Source organism: Niveibacterium microcysteis, from assembly GCF_017161445.1.
GTDB classification, from domain to species: Bacteria; Pseudomonadota; Gammaproteobacteria; order Burkholderiales; family Rhodocyclaceae; genus Niveibacterium; species Niveibacterium microcysteis.
The window spans coordinates 3,030,283-3,049,833 of sequence record NZ_CP071060.1; the positions used below are offsets into that span (position 1 = coordinate 3,030,283).

General features: G+C 64.1%; 19 protein-coding genes. 8 read left to right on the forward strand and 11 right to left on the reverse strand.

What is annotated here, in order from left to right:
* The first annotated feature begins 73 nt into the window (after nucleotides 1–73).
* On the forward strand, nucleotides 74–994 hold the full coding sequence (locus tag JY500_RS13755) for a LysR family transcriptional regulator (RefSeq protein WP_206253217.1): 921 nt from the start codon (nucleotides 74–76) through the stop codon (nucleotides 992–994).
* A gap of 33 nt (nucleotides 995–1,027) precedes the next feature.
* Here JY500_RS13755 and JY500_RS13760 read toward each other — a convergent pair whose 3' ends face one another.
* Complete coding sequence (locus tag JY500_RS13760) at nucleotides 1,028–1,372, reverse strand: DUF2249 domain-containing protein (protein WP_206253219.1); 345 nt, start codon at nucleotides 1,370–1,372, stop codon at nucleotides 1,028–1,030.
* Between the two features lie 170 nt (nucleotides 1,373–1,542).
* On the opposite strand from JY500_RS13760, the gene otsB reads away from it, so the two are divergent.
* The 3 genes from otsB (at nucleotide 1,543) to JY500_RS13775 (ending at nucleotide 5,081) form a co-directional block, all read left to right on the forward strand.
* The gene (otsB, locus tag JY500_RS13765) at nucleotides 1,543–2,280 is read left to right on the forward strand and encodes a trehalose-phosphatase (protein ID WP_172198529.1); all 738 of its coding nucleotides are present in this window, start codon (nucleotides 1,543–1,545) and stop codon (nucleotides 2,278–2,280) included.
* Between the two features lie 2 nt (nucleotides 2,281–2,282).
* Nucleotides 2,283–2,834, forward strand: coding sequence for an O-acetyl-ADP-ribose deacetylase (locus JY500_RS13770; RefSeq protein WP_246479628.1), 552 nt, complete (start codon nucleotides 2,283–2,285; stop codon nucleotides 2,832–2,834).
* A gap of 141 nt (nucleotides 2,835–2,975) precedes the next feature.
* Nucleotides 2,976–5,081 (forward strand): FUSC family protein, encoded by a 2,106-nt coding sequence (locus JY500_RS13775; RefSeq protein ID WP_206253221.1) that lies wholly within the window; start codon nucleotides 2,976–2,978, stop codon nucleotides 5,079–5,081.
* On the opposite strand, the gene JY500_RS13780 is transcribed toward JY500_RS13775, so the two are convergent.
* The 4 genes from JY500_RS13780 to JY500_RS13795 form a co-directional block, all read right to left on the reverse strand.
* Nucleotides 5,082–5,864 (reverse strand): tetratricopeptide repeat protein, encoded by a 783-nt coding sequence (locus JY500_RS13780; protein WP_206253222.1) that lies wholly within the window; start codon nucleotides 5,862–5,864, stop codon nucleotides 5,082–5,084. It abuts the gene before it with no gap.
* A gap of 13 nt (nucleotides 5,865–5,877) precedes the next feature.
* Entirely contained in the window at nucleotides 5,878–6,525 is a 648-nt protein-coding gene (locus JY500_RS13785; RefSeq protein ID WP_206253224.1) for a TetR/AcrR family transcriptional regulator, read from the reverse strand.
* Between the two features lie 114 nt (nucleotides 6,526–6,639).
* Nucleotides 6,640–7,866 carry a patatin-like phospholipase family protein gene (locus tag JY500_RS13790; protein ID WP_172198502.1) on the reverse strand — a complete coding sequence of 409 codons (1,227 nt, stop codon included), beginning with the start codon at nucleotides 7,864–7,866 and terminating at the stop codon, nucleotides 6,640–6,642.
* Nucleotides 7,867–8,052: 186 nt separating this feature from the next.
* Nucleotides 8,053–8,496 (reverse strand): phasin family protein, encoded by a 444-nt coding sequence (locus JY500_RS13795; protein WP_172198499.1) that lies wholly within the window; start codon nucleotides 8,494–8,496, stop codon nucleotides 8,053–8,055.
* Nucleotides 8,497–8,832: 336 nt separating this feature from the next.
* On the opposite strand from JY500_RS13795, the gene JY500_RS13800 reads away from it, so the two are divergent.
* Nucleotides 8,833–10,836, forward strand: coding sequence for an SDR family oxidoreductase (locus tag JY500_RS13800; RefSeq protein ID WP_206253226.1), 2,004 nt, complete (start codon nucleotides 8,833–8,835; stop codon nucleotides 10,834–10,836).
* Nucleotides 10,837–10,902: 66 nt separating this feature from the next.
* Here JY500_RS13800 and JY500_RS13805 read toward each other — a convergent pair whose 3' ends face one another.
* The gene (locus tag JY500_RS13805; RefSeq protein WP_206253233.1) at nucleotides 10,903–11,805 is read right to left on the reverse strand and encodes an esterase/lipase family protein; all 903 of its coding nucleotides are present in this window, start codon (nucleotides 11,803–11,805) and stop codon (nucleotides 10,903–10,905) included.
* Nucleotides 11,806–11,917: 112 nt separating this feature from the next.
* Here JY500_RS13805 and JY500_RS13810 point away from each other — a divergent pair, with 112 nt between their 5' ends.
* Nucleotides 11,918–12,631 (forward strand): DUF8198 family protein, encoded by a 714-nt coding sequence (locus tag JY500_RS13810; RefSeq protein WP_206253242.1) that lies wholly within the window; start codon nucleotides 11,918–11,920, stop codon nucleotides 12,629–12,631.
* Between the two features lie 45 nt (nucleotides 12,632–12,676).
* Here JY500_RS13810 and JY500_RS13815 read toward each other — a convergent pair whose 3' ends face one another.
* The 5 genes from JY500_RS13815 to JY500_RS13835 form a co-directional block, all read right to left on the reverse strand.
* Entirely contained in the window at nucleotides 12,677–13,861 is a 1,185-nt protein-coding gene (locus JY500_RS13815; RefSeq protein WP_206253244.1) for an acetyl-CoA C-acyltransferase family protein, read from the reverse strand.
* A gap of 27 nt (nucleotides 13,862–13,888) precedes the next feature.
* Nucleotides 13,889–14,815 carry a CobD/CbiB family protein gene (locus JY500_RS13820; RefSeq protein WP_172198482.1) on the reverse strand — a complete coding sequence of 309 codons (927 nt, stop codon included), beginning with the start codon at nucleotides 14,813–14,815 and terminating at the stop codon, nucleotides 13,889–13,891.
* A 139-nt stretch (nucleotides 14,816–14,954) separates the two neighbouring features.
* A complete protein-coding gene (locus tag JY500_RS13825) occupies nucleotides 14,955–15,563 on the reverse strand; it encodes a CoA pyrophosphatase (protein WP_206253246.1) in 609 nt (202 codons plus the stop codon).
* A gap of 18 nt (nucleotides 15,564–15,581) precedes the next feature.
* Nucleotides 15,582–15,776, reverse strand: a complete 195-nt coding sequence (locus JY500_RS13830; RefSeq protein ID WP_172198476.1) for a putative motility protein — start codon at nucleotides 15,774–15,776, stop codon at nucleotides 15,582–15,584.
* Between the two features lie 86 nt (nucleotides 15,777–15,862).
* Nucleotides 15,863–16,348, reverse strand: a complete 486-nt coding sequence (locus JY500_RS13835) for a YajQ family cyclic di-GMP-binding protein (protein ID WP_172198473.1) — start codon at nucleotides 16,346–16,348, stop codon at nucleotides 15,863–15,865.
* 84 nt (nucleotides 16,349–16,432) lie between these two features.
* Here JY500_RS13835 and murB point away from each other — a divergent pair, with 84 nt between their 5' ends.
* On the forward strand, nucleotides 16,433–17,473 hold the full coding sequence (gene murB, locus JY500_RS13840) for a UDP-N-acetylmuramate dehydrogenase (protein ID WP_206253251.1): 1,041 nt from the start codon (nucleotides 16,433–16,435) through the stop codon (nucleotides 17,471–17,473).
* Nucleotides 17,470–19,527 (forward strand): tetratricopeptide repeat-containing diguanylate cyclase, encoded by a 2,058-nt coding sequence (locus JY500_RS13845; protein ID WP_206253252.1) that lies wholly within the window; start codon nucleotides 17,470–17,472, stop codon nucleotides 19,525–19,527. The genes murB and JY500_RS13845 overlap by 4 nt, the downstream gene beginning before the upstream one ends.
* Nucleotides 19,528–19,551 lie beyond the last annotated feature (24 nt).

The window sequence follows — 19,551 nt, forward strand, 5'->3', positions numbered from 1 at the left end:
AGTCTGCAATCAATACAAAAAGGGATAAAGTAGCCGTACGACAATTATTTATTGCATTAATCGGGACAATTGAATGGATCGCATCGAAGCAATGACGATCTTCACTAAGGTGGTGGAGCTAGGCAGTTTCGCCGCTGCAGCGGAACATCTGAAACGCTCCACCTCCGCCGTCTCACGCCAGGTAGCGCAACTCGAAACCTTGCTCGACGCCCGCCTGCTGCATCGGACCACCCGCCGCCTCTCGCTGACCGAGAACGGCCGCGCCTACTACGAACGTTGCGTGCAACTGCTGGCCGACATCGCCGAGGCCGAAGAACTCGCCGGCGCGCGCGACCCAAAGCCACGCGGCACCCTGCGCCTCACCGCCCCGATCAGCTTCGGTGTGAGCCACCTGGCGCCCGCCATCGCGGCCTACGTGGCGCGCTTCCCGGCGGTTCGCGTCGACGTGGCTTTGTCAGACCGGCAGGTCGATCTGATCGAGGAAGGCCTGGATCTCGCGATCCGCGTGGGCGAGGTCGGTAGCCAGACGCTCGTCGCGCGGCCGATCGGCCAGGCACGCCTGATGATTGCCGCGGCCCCCGCCTACCTCGCGGCCCATGGCGAGCCCCGCCATCCGGACGATCTGGCACGGCACGCTTGCCTGACTTACGCCTACGCTTCGGAGGGTTTGAACTGGGTGTTCCGCGGCCCCGAGGGCGAGCGCATCAAGGTGCCGGTGCGCGGACCGGCTCACGCCAATAGCGGCCCGCTGCTGGCCGAACTGGCCGCACAGGGGCTCGGCCTGACCTCGGCGCCGGACTTCATCCTGCAACCGCTGATCGACAGCGGCCGGCTGGTCGAAGTGCTCGGCGCCTGGCGCGCACAGCCGCTGACGATCTACGCGGTGTATCCAACGCGCCGCCATCTGTCGGCGGCAGTGCGCGGCTTTGTCGGCCACCTGAGTGACTGGCTCGCGAATGCGTGCGCTGGAAAGAAAACAGGCGCCCAGACCTGAGTCGGGACGCCCGTCGCGCTAAAGCCGCCGCGTTCAGTTACCGCAGCCGCAGCCACCCGCACCGTTGCCACCGCAGCCGCCACCAGCGCTCTGCTGGGCGGCTGCCTCGGCGTAAGCGCCCAACTCCACACGGAAGTCGATGACGATGTTGCCCGGCTCGCGCGCCACATAGTCAATCTTGATCTGGTCGCCATAGCGGTGGCGGATCTGATCCAGCAGGGGCAGCGGATCGTGGTCGTTCTGGAAACGCATCACGTCGCCATCGTTGAGCGACTCAAGCGCGCCAAAGATTGCGGCGTGGCGGAAACGCTTGGAAATGGCACGCGCATCAAAGCCGAACACGCCGTTCTCTTGCGCAAGGGTGTCGGAACACGACATGGATCACCTCTTGGGGTTCGTTGGGGTGCAGCCAGTTTCGCGGCCACACGGCTTTGTTTCCTTGAGCCGGAACAAGCGGCCGGACGCACAGTCAGGGATAATGCACACCCAGTTTCCGCGGCAAGCGTCTATACCCAGAAGAGCGCGCACGCCCAGCAAGGACTACCCCCATGCAAACAAAATCCCCCCCGCGCCTCGCGGCAGAAGCCCTCGCCTTTTTCCTCGACTTCGACGGCACCCTGGTTCCGTTCGACAAACCCGACGAAACCGTGCCCTTGGTCGACGATGGTCTGCGCTCGTTGCTGACCGAACTGCGCAACCGTGCTGACGGCGCGCTGGCGATGGTCAGCGGCCGCAGCATCGAAGTCATCGACAGTCTCTTTGAACCGCTGCGCCTGGCCGCTGCGGGCGAGCATGGTGCCGAATGGCGCTTCACGCCCCACGCCACGCGCGAGCAACTGGTGCCGCCGCCGGGCCTCGTCACGGCCCACGCCGCTTGCGAGCAATTCGCCAACCTCACGCTCGGCGTGCGTTTCGAGCGCAAGGCCTTGTCGATGGTGCTGCACTTCCATCGTCACCCTGAGCTGCGCGAGGCCGCGGCGAAGGCGGCTGAATCCGGCTGCCTGCCCGGCAGCGGCGTGCGCGTCATGCACGCCCGCGGCATGGTCGAAGTCAAGCCGGTGGAAGCGAGCAAGGGCGCGGCGATCAACCGTTTCATGCAGGCCTTCCCCTTCGCCGGGCGCAAACCGGTCTTCATCGGCGACGACATCACCGACGAAGATGGCTTCCTCGCCGTCAATGCGCTGGACGGCATCTCGATCAAGGTCGGCCCCGGCAATTCGCATGCGCGCTATCGCCTGCCCGACGAGGACGCGGTGCGCGACTGGCTGGAACAGTTGCTCGATTGAGCGTGGCGCAGGCCGACGCACCGGATTCCCGCCTGCACATCTGGCAGGGGGACATCACCACCCTGGCGTTCGACGCCATCGTCAATGCCGCCAACAGCAGCCTGCTGGGCGGCGGTGGCGTGGACGGCGCGATCCACCGCGCGGCCGGTCCGCAGCTGCGGCAGTATTGCGCGAACCTGGGCGGATGCCCCACTGGCGAAGCGCGCATCACGCCAGGGTTTCGCTTGCCGGCTCGCCACGTACTGCACACCGTTGGCCCCGTGTGGCGCGGCGGGTCGCACGGCGAGCCCGGTCTGCTGGCCGCCTGTTTCCGAGCCTGCTTGGCGCTGGCCAACCAGCATCAGCTCAACACCATTGCGTTTCCGGCAATCAGTTGCGGCATCTACGGCTACCCGCCCGAACTCGCGGCACCGATCGCGGTCGAGGAATCGCTGACGGCGCTGGCGTGCCGCGATAAGCTTCAGATCACGCTTGTCGCGTTTGACACCGAAATGGTCGAACACTTCGCCACCGCCCTGTCTGGCCGACGCGGCGCTCAGGGCCAGAAGCGCTGATTGCGACCGATGCAGCGGCAGGCCAACCCCACAGGCAAGCGCGCCGCCCCAAACGGATCACCGAGAACACCAATCGGCCATGACGCCGCCGCGTGCGTGGCTTGCGCATTTTCTGACCGTCTTTAGCAGGTGCTGACCACGATGCCGCAGCTCCCCCGTCTGCTCTTCACCCATACGATCTACAACGGGATCGGTTGCGCCGCTGGCGTGCTGTTACTTGCCCTCTGTGGCTACATGGTCGGCGGCTTCGCGCTCGCGGCGGTACTCTCCAGCGGTGCAATGGCGGTCAGCATCGCCGACGTGCCGGCGCCTGAGGGCCACAAGCTGCGGCAGCTCCTGCCCGCATGGCTGGGCACCGCACTGGTCACGCTCCTCGTCAGTGCGAGCCACGCGCAGCCGATTTTGCTTGGCTTGGAAATCACCGTCGTCGGCTTCGTCGCCGGTCTGCTCAGCGCATGGGGTCGCCTCCTGCTGCCGATGGGCTTCAGCCTCGTACTGGCAACCGTGTTCGCCATGGCATTCCCGCTGCCGCCCGGCACTTCACCGTGGGGTCACGCGGGTCTGTTCATGCTCGGCGGGCTCGCCTATCTGGTCTGGGGCTGGAGCCTGTCGATCGCGCTGGCGGTGCGGACTCGCCAGCAGGTGCTGGCCGACGCGCTCGACGCCTTCTCGCGCTACCTGCGGCACAAGGCGCGCTACTACGACGCCGCCAGCTCCCTTGATGCGGTGTACCTCGATCTGATCCGCGAACACGCCGCGCTCGCCGAGAAGCTGCAGGCCGCGCGGGACTTCTGCTTCTACCGTATCCGCCCAGGTCGCCGTGCCGAACTCGCACGGGTGCTCTACGCCTTGCTCGACGCCTACGAACACGCGCTGGCTTCGCAGACCGACCGCGAGCTGATGCGCGCACGCTATGGCGACAGCGCAGTCATGCGCGAAATGGGCCAACGTGTCGTGGAAGCGGCGGACGACATCGAAGCCGTAGCAGGGGCGATCGTGCGTGCGCGGCCGGTGCCGGTATTGCCCGATCGCAGCCAAGCCTGCGCCGCAACGCAGGCAGCCGCCTACGCGCTCGCCGAGCCTGATCTCACGGTGCCGGAGCACGCCCGCGCCGCCGCGCTCTTGCGCGGCCTCGCCGCAAAGCTGTTTCACTCGCTGCACAGCGCACGCACGCTGATCGAGGCCGCGCGCCAGCGCAGCGAGGGTTCGCCGCTACCGAGCGAGCGCGAACTGCGCGCTTTCGTATCGGTGCGAAAGATCCGAATCGCGGTGCTGCGCCGACACCTCAATACCGATTCACCGGTCCTGCGCTACGCACTGCGCCTGGCGATGGCCATGCTCACTGGCTTCGTACTGGCGCGCAATCTGCCTTATGCGGCGCATGGACACTGGATCCTGCTCACCACCGCGGTGGTGTTGCGGCCAAGCTTCAGCCAGACACGCCAGCGCCACAACGACCGCGTCATCGGCAACCTCATCGGTTGCGTGATCGCAGGTCTGCTCTTGCATGTCATCCACAGCCCGCTTGGCATCCTGCCGCTGCTGTTCCTGTCGATCGCGATCGCGCACGCCTTCGTCACCGTGCAGTACCGCGTCACCTCGATTGCCGCTTGCGTGATGGGTCTGCTGCAGCTTCAGCTGCTGGTGCCGAATTCACCGTTTGTACTGACCGAACGTGTGATCGACACGATCATCGGCGCGCTGATCGCGCTCGGTTTCGCCTTCGTGCTGCCGGCCTGGGAGCGCCGCAGCCTGCCGCAGCTGATGAAGCGCGTGCGCGAAACGGCGGCGAACTATGCCGACGCGGCGCTCGATCCGCAGCTCGGGCCCTTGGCCTACCGCCTCGCACGAAAGCAGGCCCAGGACGCGCTCGCCGCGCTCAGCCAGGCCACCGCGCGCATGCTCGACGAACCGGCCAGCCACCAGATAGCGCTGCCGCCGCTGCACGGCACCGTGTCGTCCGCCTATCTGCTCGGCGCGCAACTGGCTTCGGTGCGCTTCATGCTCGATCAGCGCACTGCGGATTTCGACCCGCCGCGGCGTGATGCGCTGCTGACGGAGGGCCGCCGCGAGCTGGCGCGTATTCTTGCCCAGCCCGCCGCGCACGACGCGCCGCCGCACGATCCGGTGGCGGTTGATTCGAGCCCGGACGACATGCGGGAGCTGGATGTACATATCCTGCTGCAACGCAGGCTCGCCGCCGCGCGGGAGGATGCGCAGCGGCTGGCTGGCTTCGCTGCCGCCTGATCAGTCTTCGAGTTCGGCCTTGGCAGCCTCGACGTCGAGCCGCTCCATCGCCTCGACCGCTTCGCACGCAGCCGCCTCGGCGTAAAGATCCTCCGCCCGCTTCATCTTGCTCTTGCCAAAGAGCATGACGAGGCCATTGGCCATCTCCATGCGGGCAATCGCGGAGAACGGAATCAGCTCAAGCGCGGTCTCGAAATGTTCGACGGCGTTGTCCTTCTTGGCGCCATAGGTCAGGTTGCCGACCAGCGAACCGACCTTGTCGATGACTTCGGCCTGGAAGGCACCGAGCGCGATATGCGCCTCCGCGTGATCCGGCTCGAGCTCAAGCGTCTTCTCGAGGCTGGCGCGGATCTTCCCGCCAAGGCCCTTGGCCAGCGCTTCGCCGACCGAGATCAGCTGACTGTAGCGCCCCAGCGCGTAAGCATGGAAGTACCAGACGTTGGCGGCATCAGGCATGGCCTTTTGCTGAAGCTCGGCGCGATCGATGATCTGCTGGAAAAGCTCGCTCTTCTCGTCGTCGTCATCAACAAGATAGGTGGCGTAGATCATCGCAGCCTTGTTGGCGGCAGAGATGCCGGCGCCGCCGGCCTTCAAGCCCAGCTCCACAGCTTGCGCGAAATCACCGGCGTGGTAGGCCCGCCAGGCTTCCTGTACCTCGGCGGATTCCGGCCAGGGCTCGCGGTCGCCCTGATGCAGGCGGGCCCAGTTCTTCTTCAGGGCATCGCCTGCGTAGCTGTACTGTTTTTCGGGATGCGGAAACTTGCGCCAGCCTTGCGTACTCATGGTGGTCTCCTCCTCAGTTTTTCAGGTACTCGCGCGACAGGGCCTCGAAATGCTCGCGCGACAGCCCCCTTAGATACGGCGCCACCAGAGCCATCACCTGGTAGGCGCCGCGTGTAAATCCTTCCCCTTCGATCTTGCCGCGCGGATCACGCGCGTACTCAAAACTCAGCCAGAAGGTCGAAAGCACGACCATGTTCACGGCAAGCGTCTGGATCTCGGCCTTGGTGGCCTCCATCTCGCCATTGCTGACGAGGCCCTCGCACAAGGCTGCGGCGGTACGGCCCTTGTGGGCGAGGATCGCGCGCAAGTGGGTTTCGAGCAGTCGGTTGCGCGACAGCAGATCGGCCAGGTCGCGATAGAGGAATCGGTACTTCCAGATCAGCTCGAACAGCAGGTGCAGGAAGAGCCAGATGTCCTCCACCGTGCTGCGGCCGCCCGCCGGTGCGGCAAGCGTTGCAGTGATCTCGCGCTCGAACTGGCCGAAGAGTTCCTCGAGCAGTTCATCCTTGCTATGGAAGTGGTAGTAGAGGTTGCCCGGCGAGATATCGAGCTCGTCAGCGATCGTGGTGGTGCTGACGTTGTGCTCGCCGAAGTCGTTGAAGAGCCGCAGGCTGGCCTCAAGAATCCGCTCGCGAGTGCGCCGTTTCGGCTTGCGCTCCATACCCCTCCTCCCCCAAGTCAGGAACCCAAGCGTATCACCGCGCCATCGGCGCTGCGTTTGCGTGACAACAAAAGGCCGCGGTCAAGCCGCGGCCTTGCGATGTGCGAATGGTGCTCAAACCTTCTTCGCCTTGAGCCAGGCATCCAGTTCGTCGAGCGTGTGCCGCAGCGTCACCGTGACACGCGCCAGCCCCCGCACCGGCTCGAGCGAAGGTAGCTTGTCGTCGAGCAAGCTGCGATGCGGGTCGCGCAATACCTCGGTGCGCAGCCGGATGCCGTGCCGGGCGAGAATCGGCCGCAGCATGTGGCGCCGCCGCCAAAGGTCGCGCCGCGTCATTTGATATGCGTGTTCGCACAGTGTGTGGCGATCGCGATAGCTGAAGACATTGGTGAAGAACATCGCGGCGTCATCCGCATGCGGCTCGAACAGCAGCACATCGGCATCCGGATACTGGTGCTGGTAGCGGTCCATGCCGGTACGCATTCGCGAATGGATGATGGCGCGGAAGGTCTGCGACAACACCACCGGCAGGCCGCCTTCGACCAGTTTATGGCGCTCCTTGCCACCACGCTTTTCAGCCAGCTGCGCATCGAACGGCACCAGCGGGTTGATGCACAACACCAGCTTCGCGCCATGCTTGAGGGCGACCGAGGCATGCAGCGTCTTGATCAGCGCGCCGTCCACGAAATAACGGCCACGCACCCGCACCGGCGGGAACAGGCCTGGCAGTGCCGAGCTTGCCTGCACCGCACGGGAGATTGGCACGTCTTCCCAACCCTCGGCACCGAAGGGCACCGATTCACCCGAATCGAGATCGGTCGCGACAAGGAAAAGCTGGTTCCGCAGCTTGCGAAAGTCATTCGTGCGACCGGGCGCGCGGAACAGTTGTGCGAGAAAGCGCCCGATGCCGGCGTTGTTGAAAACGCCGGTGGGCAATGCGCGGCCGAGTCGCGCGAAGGATTCGTAGAGACCGCGATCGAACGGGTCGGCAAGAAACTGCTTGAGCGACTTCCAAAGCAGCGGCGGCACGCTGCTCGCGCGATTCCAGTACTCGCGGAAGGCGGGCTTGAGCAGCAGCTCCGGATCGAAGATCTCCTCGCTCTTGCCGTTGTCGATCAGCATGTGCGTCAAGCGTGCAGGCGAGATGCCGTTGGCCAGCGCCGCAGCGATGAAGCTGCCAGAGCTGACCCCCACGTAGATGTCCGCCGCGTTGAAATCCAGGCCTTCCATCGACTCGGCCAGCGCGGCAATCGCGCCCACCTCGTAGATGCCGCCCAGCGGCCCGCCTCCGGCCAGGGCGATGCCAATCTTGCTGGTCGTCGCGTTGTTATCGGCGTTCATGTTGTCCCCTCCGCCTTGTTGCCGCAGCCGATGTGCGCAGGCTTGCTGCGCAAACACGGCTGCAAGCGTGACGAGGCCGTGGCTCCATCCAGGCAGCCACGGCCTCGGCCGGATCCGGCGACGACACTGCCGTCACCGGACTTCCGGCAGGAGCCGCGCCAGCTGCGGCTCCGAAACTGACCCGGATTACTCGGCAGCCTTGGCGGCGGCGCGGCGACGTGCCGGTTTTTCTTCGCCAGCGACTTCAACAGCCTCGGCTTCTTCGGTGAGCTTCTGAACCAGCGCGGTCAGTTCGGCAACCCGCTTGGTCAGCTTGTCGATGTCCTTCTTGGTCGGCACGCCGAGGCTCGACAGTGCGCGCGAGACGCGCTCTTCGAACACATTCTCGAGCTTGTCCCAAGCGCCGGCCATCTTGCCCGCTGCGTCGGCGATCTTCGCGTCGGCTTCCTTCTTGGTGCGAGCCTGGATGACTTCGCCTTCCTTCACGAGTGCTTCAAATACCTTGTTGCCCTCTTCCTGGGCTTTTGCGAAGGCGCCAAGGCCGGCCAACCAGATCTGGCTGGCGGAATCCTTGATGGTTTGCGCGAGTTGGCTATCAGCACCGGAGAGCGACTTGAGTTTCTTGACCATGGTGAACTCCTTCTGGATCGGTTTGCCTGTCATGCCGCCCCTTGAGTCCGAAGGCTTGTGTTGAGCGGCCAGTTCTTGTTACGGGTTCCAGTGTAGGGAGTCGCTCTAGAGGGCACACACTAATCCCCTAGGGTGGGCAGTCTAAAAACCGAGCAGCCGATCCGCATAAACAGGGTGTCGCCCCCCGAAAGCGCGGATCAGTTGATCCAGATCCGACAACCATGTCCAGACAGTGAAGTCTTGCGCTTGCACCTTCACGCGCCTCGGTTAGCATCACGAAATTCCGGCCCTCGGGGGATGGCCGGCAGAAGAATTCTGAAAACAGCGGAGGGAAACATGAATTACTTCATCACCGGCGCGACCGGCTTCATCGGACGCCGACTGGTCCGCAAGCTGCTCGAGCGCCCGGAAGGCACGATTTTCTTCCTCGCACGCAAGGAAGAAGCGGAGCTGATCGAAACCTTGCGTAGCGAATACTGGTCTGCCGGCGGCGACCGGGTCGTGGCGGTCTTCGGTGACCTGCGCGAAGACGGCCTCGGTGTCACGAAAACCGACCTGCGCAAGCTCAAGAACAAGATCACGCATTTCTTCCACCTCGCCGCGATCTACGACCTGAAGGCAAGCGCCGAGATCCAGCAGAACGTGAACGTCGAAGGCACCCGCCGCGTCGTGCAATTCGCCGAGGCGCTCGGCGCCAAGCACTTTCACCTGTTCAGCTCGATCGCCTCCGCGGGGATGTTCGAGGGGCTCTTCCGCGAAGACATGTTCGAAGAGGCCGAGGGGCTCGATCACCCCTACTTCTCGACCAAGCACGAGTCCGAGCGCATCGTGCGCGAGGAATGCAAGGTGCCGTTCCGTATCTACCGCCCGGGCATCGTGGTGGGCGATTCGCGCACCGGCGAAATGGACAAGATCGACGGCCCGTACTACTTCTTCAAGCTGATCCAGCGCCTGCGCAACCTGCTGCCGCCCTGGATGCCAGCGGTCGGGCTCGAAGGTGGCCGTATCAACATCGTGCCGGTGAACTTCATCGTCGACGCGGTGGATCACATTTCCCACGCCAAGGGTGAGGACGGCAAGTGCTTCCACCTTGTCGACCCGACGCCCTACCGCGTTGGCGACATCCTCAACATCTTCGCGCGTGCGGGCCATGCGCCACAGATGTCAATCCGCATCAACGCGGCGCTGTTCTATTTCATCCCGAAGGGCATCCGCAAGGCGATCCTGTCGCTCACGCCGGTCAAGCGCGTGATCAACGCCGTGATGAAGGATCTCGGCCTGCCCGACGAGGTATTCACCTTCGTCAATTACCCGACCCGCTTCGACGCGCGTGAAACGCAGCGCGTACTGCGCGGCAGCGGCATCGAAGTGCCGCGCCTCGAAGATTACGCATGGCGTCTGTGGGATTACTGGGAGCGCCACCTCGACCCGGATCTGTTCGTCGACCGCACGCTGCGCGGCAATGTGAAGAACAAGGTTGTGCTGGTCACCGGCGGCTCGTCCGGCATCGGCAAAGCCACCGCCTACAAGCTTGCAGAAGCCGGCGCGACCACCGCGATCTGCGGTCGTGATGTCGAGAAACTGGAAGAAACCCGCAAGGAATTCCAGGCAGCCGGGCTCACCGTGCACACCTACCAGGCGGACGTGTCCGACGAGAAGTCCTGTGCCGATCTCGTCGCCGCGCTGAACGAGCAATTCGGCGGCGTCGACATCCTGGTCAACAACGCGGGCCGTTCGATCCGCCGCGCGATCGAGAACAGCTTCGATCGCTTCCATGACTTCGAACGTACGATGCAGACCAACTACTTCGGTGCGCTGCGGATCACGATGGGCGTGCTGCCGAAGATGATCGAAAAACGCCGTGGCCACGTGATCAACATCTCTTCGATCGGCGTGCTGACGAATGCGCCGCGCTTCTCGGCCTACGTGGCGTCGAAGTCGGCACTCGATTCATGGACGCGCTGCGCAGCATCGGAATTCGCCGACCGCGGCATCGAGTTCACCACGATCAACATGCCGCTGGTGCGCACGCCGATGATTGCGCCGACCGAGATGTACAAGGACGTGCCGACGCTGGCACCGGAAGACGCCGCGGATCTCGTGGTCGAGGCGATCATCCACAAGCCGGTCCGCATCGCGACACGACTCGGAATCTTCGGTCAGGTGATCCACGCGCTGCTGCCCAAGGCCGCGCAGGCGATCATGAACACCACCTTCCGCATGTTCCCGGACTCCACCGCCGCGCAGGGTGGTACCGGTAGCGGCGAGAAGAAGTCGCTCTCAAGCCCGACGGCAGATCAGGTCGCGTTCAGCCAGTTGATGCGCGGCATCCACTTCTGATTGCCTCGCCTCAAGCTAAAACGGCCACCGATAGGTGGCCGTTTTGCTTTTTAGGACCGGGGCGGATCAAACCCCCGCCAGCTCCCGCAGCACATGATTAATTACCCGGCGCGAATAGGTCATGTGGATATGCCCCACGCCGGCCATCGCGACGTTGCGCGAGCCTGTCACACCGCAAGGACCTTGCGGCATGATGAAGTTGTCGTGCGCGCTGTAGATCGATACCAACGGCACCGGAATCGATTTGGGTAACTCACGCAGAAAATCGCTGCCCGGCTGCATCTCCCTCGCGCACTCACCAAATCCAAGCCGTGCGATCTCCGTACCGTGATGCGGCGTGCCCAGCGTGATCACCGCCCGCACCGCGCCATCGCCAAAGCGCGCAACGTAGTGCCGCGCAACAAGGCCACCCATCGAATGGCCGACCAGGATGACACGCTCGGCACCCGACTCCAGCAATACCTCATCGATACGGCGCGCGAGCTGCTTTGCAAAACTGCTGATGCTCGCCCCGGAGGGTTCCAGATTCACGGTCACCACCGGCCAGCCCGCCCGCCGCAAGGCCGCATGCAACCGGACCCAGGTGCCACGGTTGCAGCGGTAGCCGTGGATCAGAACGATCGGCGTACGCCCCAGCCTGCGGCCTTCGATGCGATCGCGCGGAATCCACCTGCGCTCGAACGGCATGAAAACGACGGACATCAGCACGAAGGCGGCAAACTCCTTGAACACCAGTTTCACGCTTGCCAGCGGCCCCAGCCGTAGGCCCTCCGGAGGTGCCGCCCCCCATACGATCGAACAGATGAACGTGACGCCAATGATCAGAGCGCGCACGGCCAGCATGCCGCCGAGCAGGAGCGCCGGAACGCTCGAGTAGCCCCATCCCCAGAACGACATGCCATAGACCGCAATGCCAAGCCAGATCAGGACTTCAATCATCAGCGCAAAACGAAGCTGCAACGCGATCATTCGGGCAAAACCCCAAGAGGCACGAGAACACCTGCATGGTACCTCCCCCGAGCGCTAGTCGATTAGGGCCGCCGCCCTACTGCAGTCAGACGCCATTGCTATCATTCAAGCCATGGACGGCGACAAACACGACATTTCCGAACGCCTTATCCTGCACATGACCGCCGCCAGCGCGCTGCGCGCGCGCGAACGCGACGACGACGCGTGGCGGCGCGACCGGCACGCACTGCGCGCATGGCAGGCTGACCGGCTTGCGCACACCCATGCCGACTTGCTGGCGAGTGAGCGCTACCGCCCTGCGGCCGAGTTCTTCCTGAACGAACTGTATGGGCCGAAGGACTTCGCGGAACGTGATGCCGCGCTTGCGCGGGTGCAGCCGATGCTGTCGCGCTTCCTGCCCCGCTCCGCACTCGAAACGATCTGCAGCGCGGTTGAACTCGACGCCCTATCGGAAACGCTCGATGCGGCGATGGTTGATGCCTTGCGCGACGGTGCCGCGGACACCCCGATCGACGATGCCCGCTACGCGGCCGCCTACCGGCAAGTAGGGCGCCGCGCCGATCGCGACCGGCAGATCGCCTTGATTCGGCATGTTGGTGAGGCGCTCGACGAGCTGACGCATCACCCCATGATCCGCGGCATGCTGCGCTTGATGGGCGCGCCGGCTCGCGCAGTGGGTCTTGGCGCCCTGCATACCTTCCTCGTGCGCGGTTTTGAGGCCTTTGCCCACATGGAGGGTGCCGGCCAGTTTCTCGACAGCATCATCGAGCGCGAGCAAGCGCTATCGGACCAAATCTTCGAGGCCACAACAAACGCGAGGCGGTAAACGCAAACACCCCGCCGCAGCGGGGTGTTTTGATGAAGCGAAATATCAAAGCCGCTCGATCACGCCAGCAATGCCCTGACCACCGCCGATACACATCGTGATCAAACCGTATCGCTTGCCAGTCCGAATCAGTTCGTAGATTGCCTTGACGGTCAGGATTGCCCCGGTCGCCCCGATCGGGTGCCCCAAGGCTACCGCGCCACCGTTCACGTTGACCTTGGCCGGGTCGAGCCCGAGCCCACGCGTCACACATAGCGCCTGCGCGGCAAAGGCCTCGTTGGACTCGACTACATCCAGATCAGCCGCGGACAAGCCGGCGCGCTTGAGCGCGAGTTCAACCGCCGGAATCGGGCCGGTGCCCATCAACGCCGGATCGACACCGGCGTGACCATACGACACGAGTCGCGCGAGCGGCTTCAGGCCGGCACGCGCAGCCGCCTCGGCCTCCATCATCACCAGCGCCGCGGCGCCGTCGTTGATGCCAGACGCGTTGCCGGCGGTCACCGAGCCATCTTTCTTGAACACCGCCTTCAGCTTGGCCAAGCCTTCAAGCGTGACGTCACGGCGGAAATGCTCGTCCGTATCGAAGAACGTTGAGCCTTTCTTGGAGACCAGTTCAATCGGCAGGATCTGGTCGCGGAAGTGACCCGCGTCGGTCGCGGCGGCGGCGCGACGATGCGACTCGACGGCAAATGCGTCTTGATCCTCGCGCGAGATGCCGAATTTCTCGGCAACGTTCTCCGCGGTAATACCCATGTGGGTTGCCTCGAAGGGGTCCGTCAGCGCCCCGACCATCATGTCGAGCACCTTGGCGTCGCCCATCCGAGCGCCCCAGCGGGCAGCCGGCATCAGGTAGCCGCCGCGGCTCATCACCTCAGCACCACCGGCGATCGCGACATCGCAGTCGCCAAGCTGGATGGCGTTTGCTGCGCTGACCACCGCCTGGAAGCCGGAACCGCAAAGGCGGTTGAGCGTGAGCGACACGCTTTCCTTCGGGACGCCACCGTTGATCGTGGCAACACGCGACAGGTACATGTCCTTTGGCTCGGTATGCACAACGTTGCCGAACACCACATGCCCCACCAGTGCCGGGTCGACCTTGGCGCGGGCAATTGCCTCGCGCAGCACCCGCGCCGCGAGCTCAGTCGGCGCGAAATCCTTCAGCGTGCCGCCGTAGGTTCCGATTGGCGTGCGTACGCCACTGACGAATACAACTTCCCGCTTCCCCATTTCGATTTCCCCCCGGAAATGAACGCTTCAACCCCCAGCCCAGCCGGCAATCCCGACCAGCAGGATCACGACCAGGAACAGAACCAGTGTGCGCCGAATCAGGCCAACGGCGCTGTACATGAAATCCACATCCGCATCGTCGCCGGTGCCCAGCTCCGGCCGTTCGACGACTTCCCCCGCGTTGTGGATCGGGTTGCCAAGCCGAACACCAATGGCGCCGGCTCCGGCGGCCAGCAGCACGCCTTCGACCTTGTCGTGCCAGAGCGCGGCCTGCGTGCGCCAGCAATAGATCGCGTCTTCGAAATCCCCCATGATCGAAAACGCCACGGCGGTAATCCGCGCGGGCAGCCAGTCGATCAGTTCAAAGGCGCGGCGAGCAAAGCGACCGAACTCAGTAAAACCCGGCTCGCGTCCCTCGGCCCACAAGTAAGCGAAGCGCTCGGACAACCGATACAGCACCACCCCACTCGGCCCCGGGAACAGCAGGAACATCGGGAACAGCGCGAACACCTGACGGTGGCCCACGATCAAACCTTTTTCGATCGCCAGCCGGGCAACCTCGGAGGGCGGCGTCCGGTCGTGGCGACCGCCGCGCCAATCAGCCAGCAGGCTGCGGGCGCGCTCGGTGTCCTGCGCACGCAGGGAGGCGTGGATTCGCCCGTAGAAGTGGCTGTGCTGGCGATACCCCATGCCGAAATACAGCACGACCACGTTGAACACGATCGCTGCGATCGGCTGGACAAAGAACAGCGCAGCGTAGATCAGCGCCGTGGCAACGCTCGGCACCAGCACGGCAATGCACCACGCAATCGTGCCGTGGCGCGCCTGGCCATCGTTGAGGCGGTCTTCAAGCAGATGTGCGAGCGCCTCGACCGGCTCCTCGACGAAACGACGCCAAGGCAAGGGGCGGAGCTGTTCGAGCAGGATGGCAACAAGGAGCGAAAGCAGCGTCATGTGGGGTATTCGAGCGCGGTTGAGCCCGCATTCGTGCGGACTTCTTAGTGCACCGCAAGATACCACATCCACCCGACCCGATTGACGTCAAAGCCTTGCCTGACGCGGCTCGGCAACAATCTGCCATGGCAGAGCCCGATCAGCCTTCAAGCACCTCGACAAGGTTTCGGATGATGCCCGCCGTCGCGCCCCAGATGTAGTAATCGCCCCAGGGCATCGCCCAGTACTGCCGCATGCGGCCGCGCCAGAAGATCTCATGGCGTTGGTGATTACTGCGGTCGAGAAAGAAGCCGAGTGGCACCTCGAAAACCTCAGCCACTTCGAACGGATCAGGTGCAAGCGTGAGCGGCGGCTTGATGGCGCCAACCAAGGGCGTGATACGGAAGCCTGTGCTGGTATCAAACTCCGGGAGTTCGCCGATCAGTTCGATTACATCCGGCTGCAAGCCCGTCTCTTCGGCGGTTTCGCGCAAAGCGGCCTCGCTTGGCGAAGCATCGCTGGCCTCGATCCGTCCGCCGGGGAAGCTGATCTGCCCCGGATGATGATGTAGATGTGCCGTCCGACGGGTCAGAAGCACCTGCAGGCCGTATTCCCGCTGCACCAGCGGCACCAGCACGGCCGCCGCCATCAACTGTGTATCGACGGCAGCGGGCGCAACCAGCGGCCGCGCGGCAGCCAGCCGCGCCCGGATCAGATCGATATCACCACGCAAATCCCGGCCCGCTTGGTCGCCAACACCTCGCCCCATACGCAAGCCGGGTGTCGTTCAGGCGTAGGTATTGACGAGCGCTCCGGGCTGCCCGGGCGCCGCCGCCGGCGGTTGCGGCAGGGCCTGCACCAGTTGCAGCGCTGACTGCCCCTGCATTTCCATGCTCTTCTTCAAAACCGCGATCTGCGCGGCCCCCTTGACGGTGCCCATCGCCTGATCCGACACCGTTGCTGCAATCGCTGCTGTATCCATTTCCTGCCTCCTGCCGGGGCGTAAAAGCCCATGCATGCTTTAACGGCAGCAGCGACCGAAGCTTGAACCTGCGTGCGGGAACCCTATCACTCGCGGAAGTTGCCGAACTGCAGCGGGAAATCGGTGACCGACTTCTTCAGCATGGCAATCGTCTCCTGCAGCACGTCGCGCTTGGCACCGCTCACGCGCACCGTGTCGCCCTGGATGCTGCCCTGAACCTTGAGCTTGCTGTCCTTGATCAGGCGGACGATGCGCTTGGCAAGATCCGAGTCAATGCCCGCCTTGACGGTAACGGCGCGTTTGACCTTGTTGCCGCTGATCTTCTCGATCTCGCCCTCTTCCATGCAGCGCACATCCACGCCGCGTTTGGCGAACTTGCCAACCACGATGTCCCACACCTGCGAGAGCTGGAAATCGTTGTCGGCGAACAGTGTCATCGCCTTGTCGTTGAGTTCGACACGCGCGTCCGAACCCTTGAAGTCAAAGCGGTTGGTAATTTCCTTGTTGGCCTGGTCGATCGCGTTGCGCACTTCAACCCAGTTGACCTCGTTCATGACGTCGAAGGACGGCATATTCCTGTCGCTCCAAAACACTGCGGAAAGCCGGAGATTATACGGCGCAGCCCTATAATCGGCGTTTTTCCGCCGCTGCCCACAATGTCACCCGCGATCCAGACGGACGTCGATCTTGCCCCGCTCACCACGCTTGGCGTGCCTGCACGCGCGGCCCATTACTGCGCCGCTGGGTCGGAAGACGAAATCCGGGCGGCGCTGGACTGGGCGCACTCGCGCGACCTGCCTGTGTTGGTGCTCGGCGGCGGCAGCAACATGGTGTTCGTCGATGACTACGCGGGGCTGGTATTGCAGCCGCTGCTGCGCGGACGAGCGCTTGTCGGCGAATCGGACTCGCACTACCTCGTGCGAGTCGGTGCCGGCGAACGCTGGCATGACGCGGTCGAGTGGACGCTGGCGCAAGGTTGGCCGGGCCTTGAAAACCTCGCACTGATCCCGGGCAACGTCGGCGCGGCGCCGATCCAGAACATTGGCGCGTACGGGCTGGAGCTGACTGATCGCTTCCACAGCCTCGAAGCACTCAACCGGCGCACCGGCGAGCGCGTAACGCTGGACCGAGCCGCGTGCCGTTTCGGCTACCGCGACAGTGTGTTCAAACACCCGGACGGCCGGGATCTGATCGTCCTGTCGGTCTGCTTTGCGCTGCCTAAAGTGTGGCTTCCGATGACGGGATACCGCGATATCACCGAAGAACTGGCGGCGCGCCACATCGACACACCGGCGCCGCGCGACATCTTCGATGCCGTCATCGCGGTGAGGCAACGCAAGCTGCCCGACCCCGCGGTGGTCGGCAACGTGGGGAGCTTCTTCAAGAACCCGGTTGTGGACGCCGCCACGCACGCTCAGTTGCAAGCGGGCCATCCGAAACTTGTGAGCCACCCGCAAACCGATGGCCGCTTCAAGCTTGCCGCCGGTTGGCTGATTGACCAGGCGGGCTGGAAAGGCAAAGCGCTTGGTGCTGCCCGAGTACATCCAGCGCAAGCACTGGTGCTAACGAACCCGGGCGGCGCGCGAGGCGCCGATATCATGGCGCTCGCCCAGGCAATCCGGCGTGATGTGCAAGCGCAGTTCGGCGTTGCGCTGGAACCCGAACCGATCGTGGTCGGAGCGTTGGACGAGCAATGATCAGACAGGACGTCGCAAACACGCTCCTGATCGTGGTGCATCGCGCCCTGCCCGCGTACTTCGTCGGCATAGCGCTGCTGTCGTTTTCCATCCATATCCACGCTGAGGCGCCAACGCTGGATGCACTGACACGCATCGAGATCCTCGCGAACGACCACCCGGACCGTGCTCTGCAACAACTGCGCGCGCTTGAAAGCGAGGCACGCAAAGCGCCTATGGCAACACGTGCAGCTTTCCTCGGCGCACTTGGCTACACACAGGCCCTCTCTGGCGACGCCGAAGCGGCACAACGCACAAGTAGTGAGCTGGAGGCGCTAGCAGGCGGCAACCGGGAGATCGCCGCCGAAGCGATGCTGGTGCGCGCCAACGCGCTGTTTGTGCGTGGTTCGCTGGATGCCGCTGCAGCCTCTGCAAAAAGCGCACTTGAGAGTTTCGACGCGCACTCGCCCGCGCGGCTGCGATACTGGGCCCGTCACGCTCTTGGTTCCATCCTGTTCGAGCAGGCACGCTACGATCAGGCGCTCACGCATTTGCAGGAGGCCGCACGCATCGCGGAAGACAATGGTTGGGCGCGCCGCAGAGGCATGGTGCTGAACAGCCTCGCCACGCTCTACCTGAACCTGCGGCAGTACGACCGCGCCTTGCAGGCGGCCGCCGAGGCTTGTGATATCGCCCGTCGCGGCAACGACACCGCGGCCCTCGCGAACTACAAGCTGACGGAAGCCAATATCCACAGCGCCACCGACACGCGCCCGGCACAGCATATGGCGCTCAATGAATCCCTTCGTCTGGCGCGCAGCGTCGGCGCAAGAGCCACAGAGTCGGCGGCACTGATCAACCTCTCCGACTACTACCTCAGCTCGGGCGATTACGCCGCAGCAATCGGGCATGCAGAACAGGCGATGCCGATCACACGCGAGTTTCAGGACTGGTCCGGGGAAGCCACGATACAGACCAATATCGGGCTCGCTCGCATCCTGAGCGGCGATACCGCCAGCGGCAAGCCACTGATCGAGACTGCACTCGAGACCTACGCGAGCCACGGCGCGCGCAACGATGAAGTGGCTGTATTGCGTGAATACGGCGACGCATTGCGCAAGACCGGCCAGAGTGCCGCGGCGCTCGAAACGCTACTGCGGGAACGAACATTGTCGGAAGAGCTGCTGCAGTCGGAAAAGCAGCGAGTGGTGCTTGAGTTGCAGGCACGCTACGAGGCCGACAAGCGAGATCGCGAGATCACGCTGCTGAACCGGGAGAATGCGCTCAAGGATGCGCAGATCGAAAACCACCGGCTCGCACGCCGGGTATGGTGGCTGCTGATGGTCGTCTGCGCGCTTGCCGCACTCGTCGTTGGCCTGCTTTATCGGCGCGTGCGCTCGACCAATCGACAGCTCGAAGAACGCAACGAGGAACTCGCAATCCAGAGTAGCCGAGACCCGCTGACCGGCCTCTACAACCGCCGATATTTCCAGCAGCGCATGGCACAGCTGGATGCGAGCCCAGCCGACCTGGCGACCAACACGGTACGCGCCACCTACCTGATCGACATCGACCACTTCAAACGGATCAACGACCGACGCGGCCACCCGGCTGGCGACGCGGTGCTGATCGCGGTGGCCGAGCGTCTACGCGAAGCGCTGCGCGAAGCCGACATGATTGTGCGTTGGGGCGGTGAAGAATTCCTGATCTTTGTGCCACGCATTCGCGCAGACCAGATGGCCGAACTCGCCCAGCGCATCATCCATGCAATTTCGGGCCAAGCCGTTGCCTACAACGGCGACCTGATCCCGGTCACCGCGTCGATCGGATACGCGCCCTTCCCGCTCCCGCCTGGCGGCATCCGACTGCCGTGGGAGCGCGAGATCAACCTGATCGACATGGCGCTTTATCTGGCCAAGGCGCATGGCCGCAGCCGCGCGTATGGCGTTGCACGCCTGCTGACCGAGGGTGACGGTGGCATCGAGCGTATCGAACACGATCTGGAGCAGGCGTGGACAAACGGCTTGGTCGAACTGGCCATCACCGAGGGGCCGCCGCCGGTTCCGGTCGACTAACCCGGCGCAAGGCGGCCGATCGGC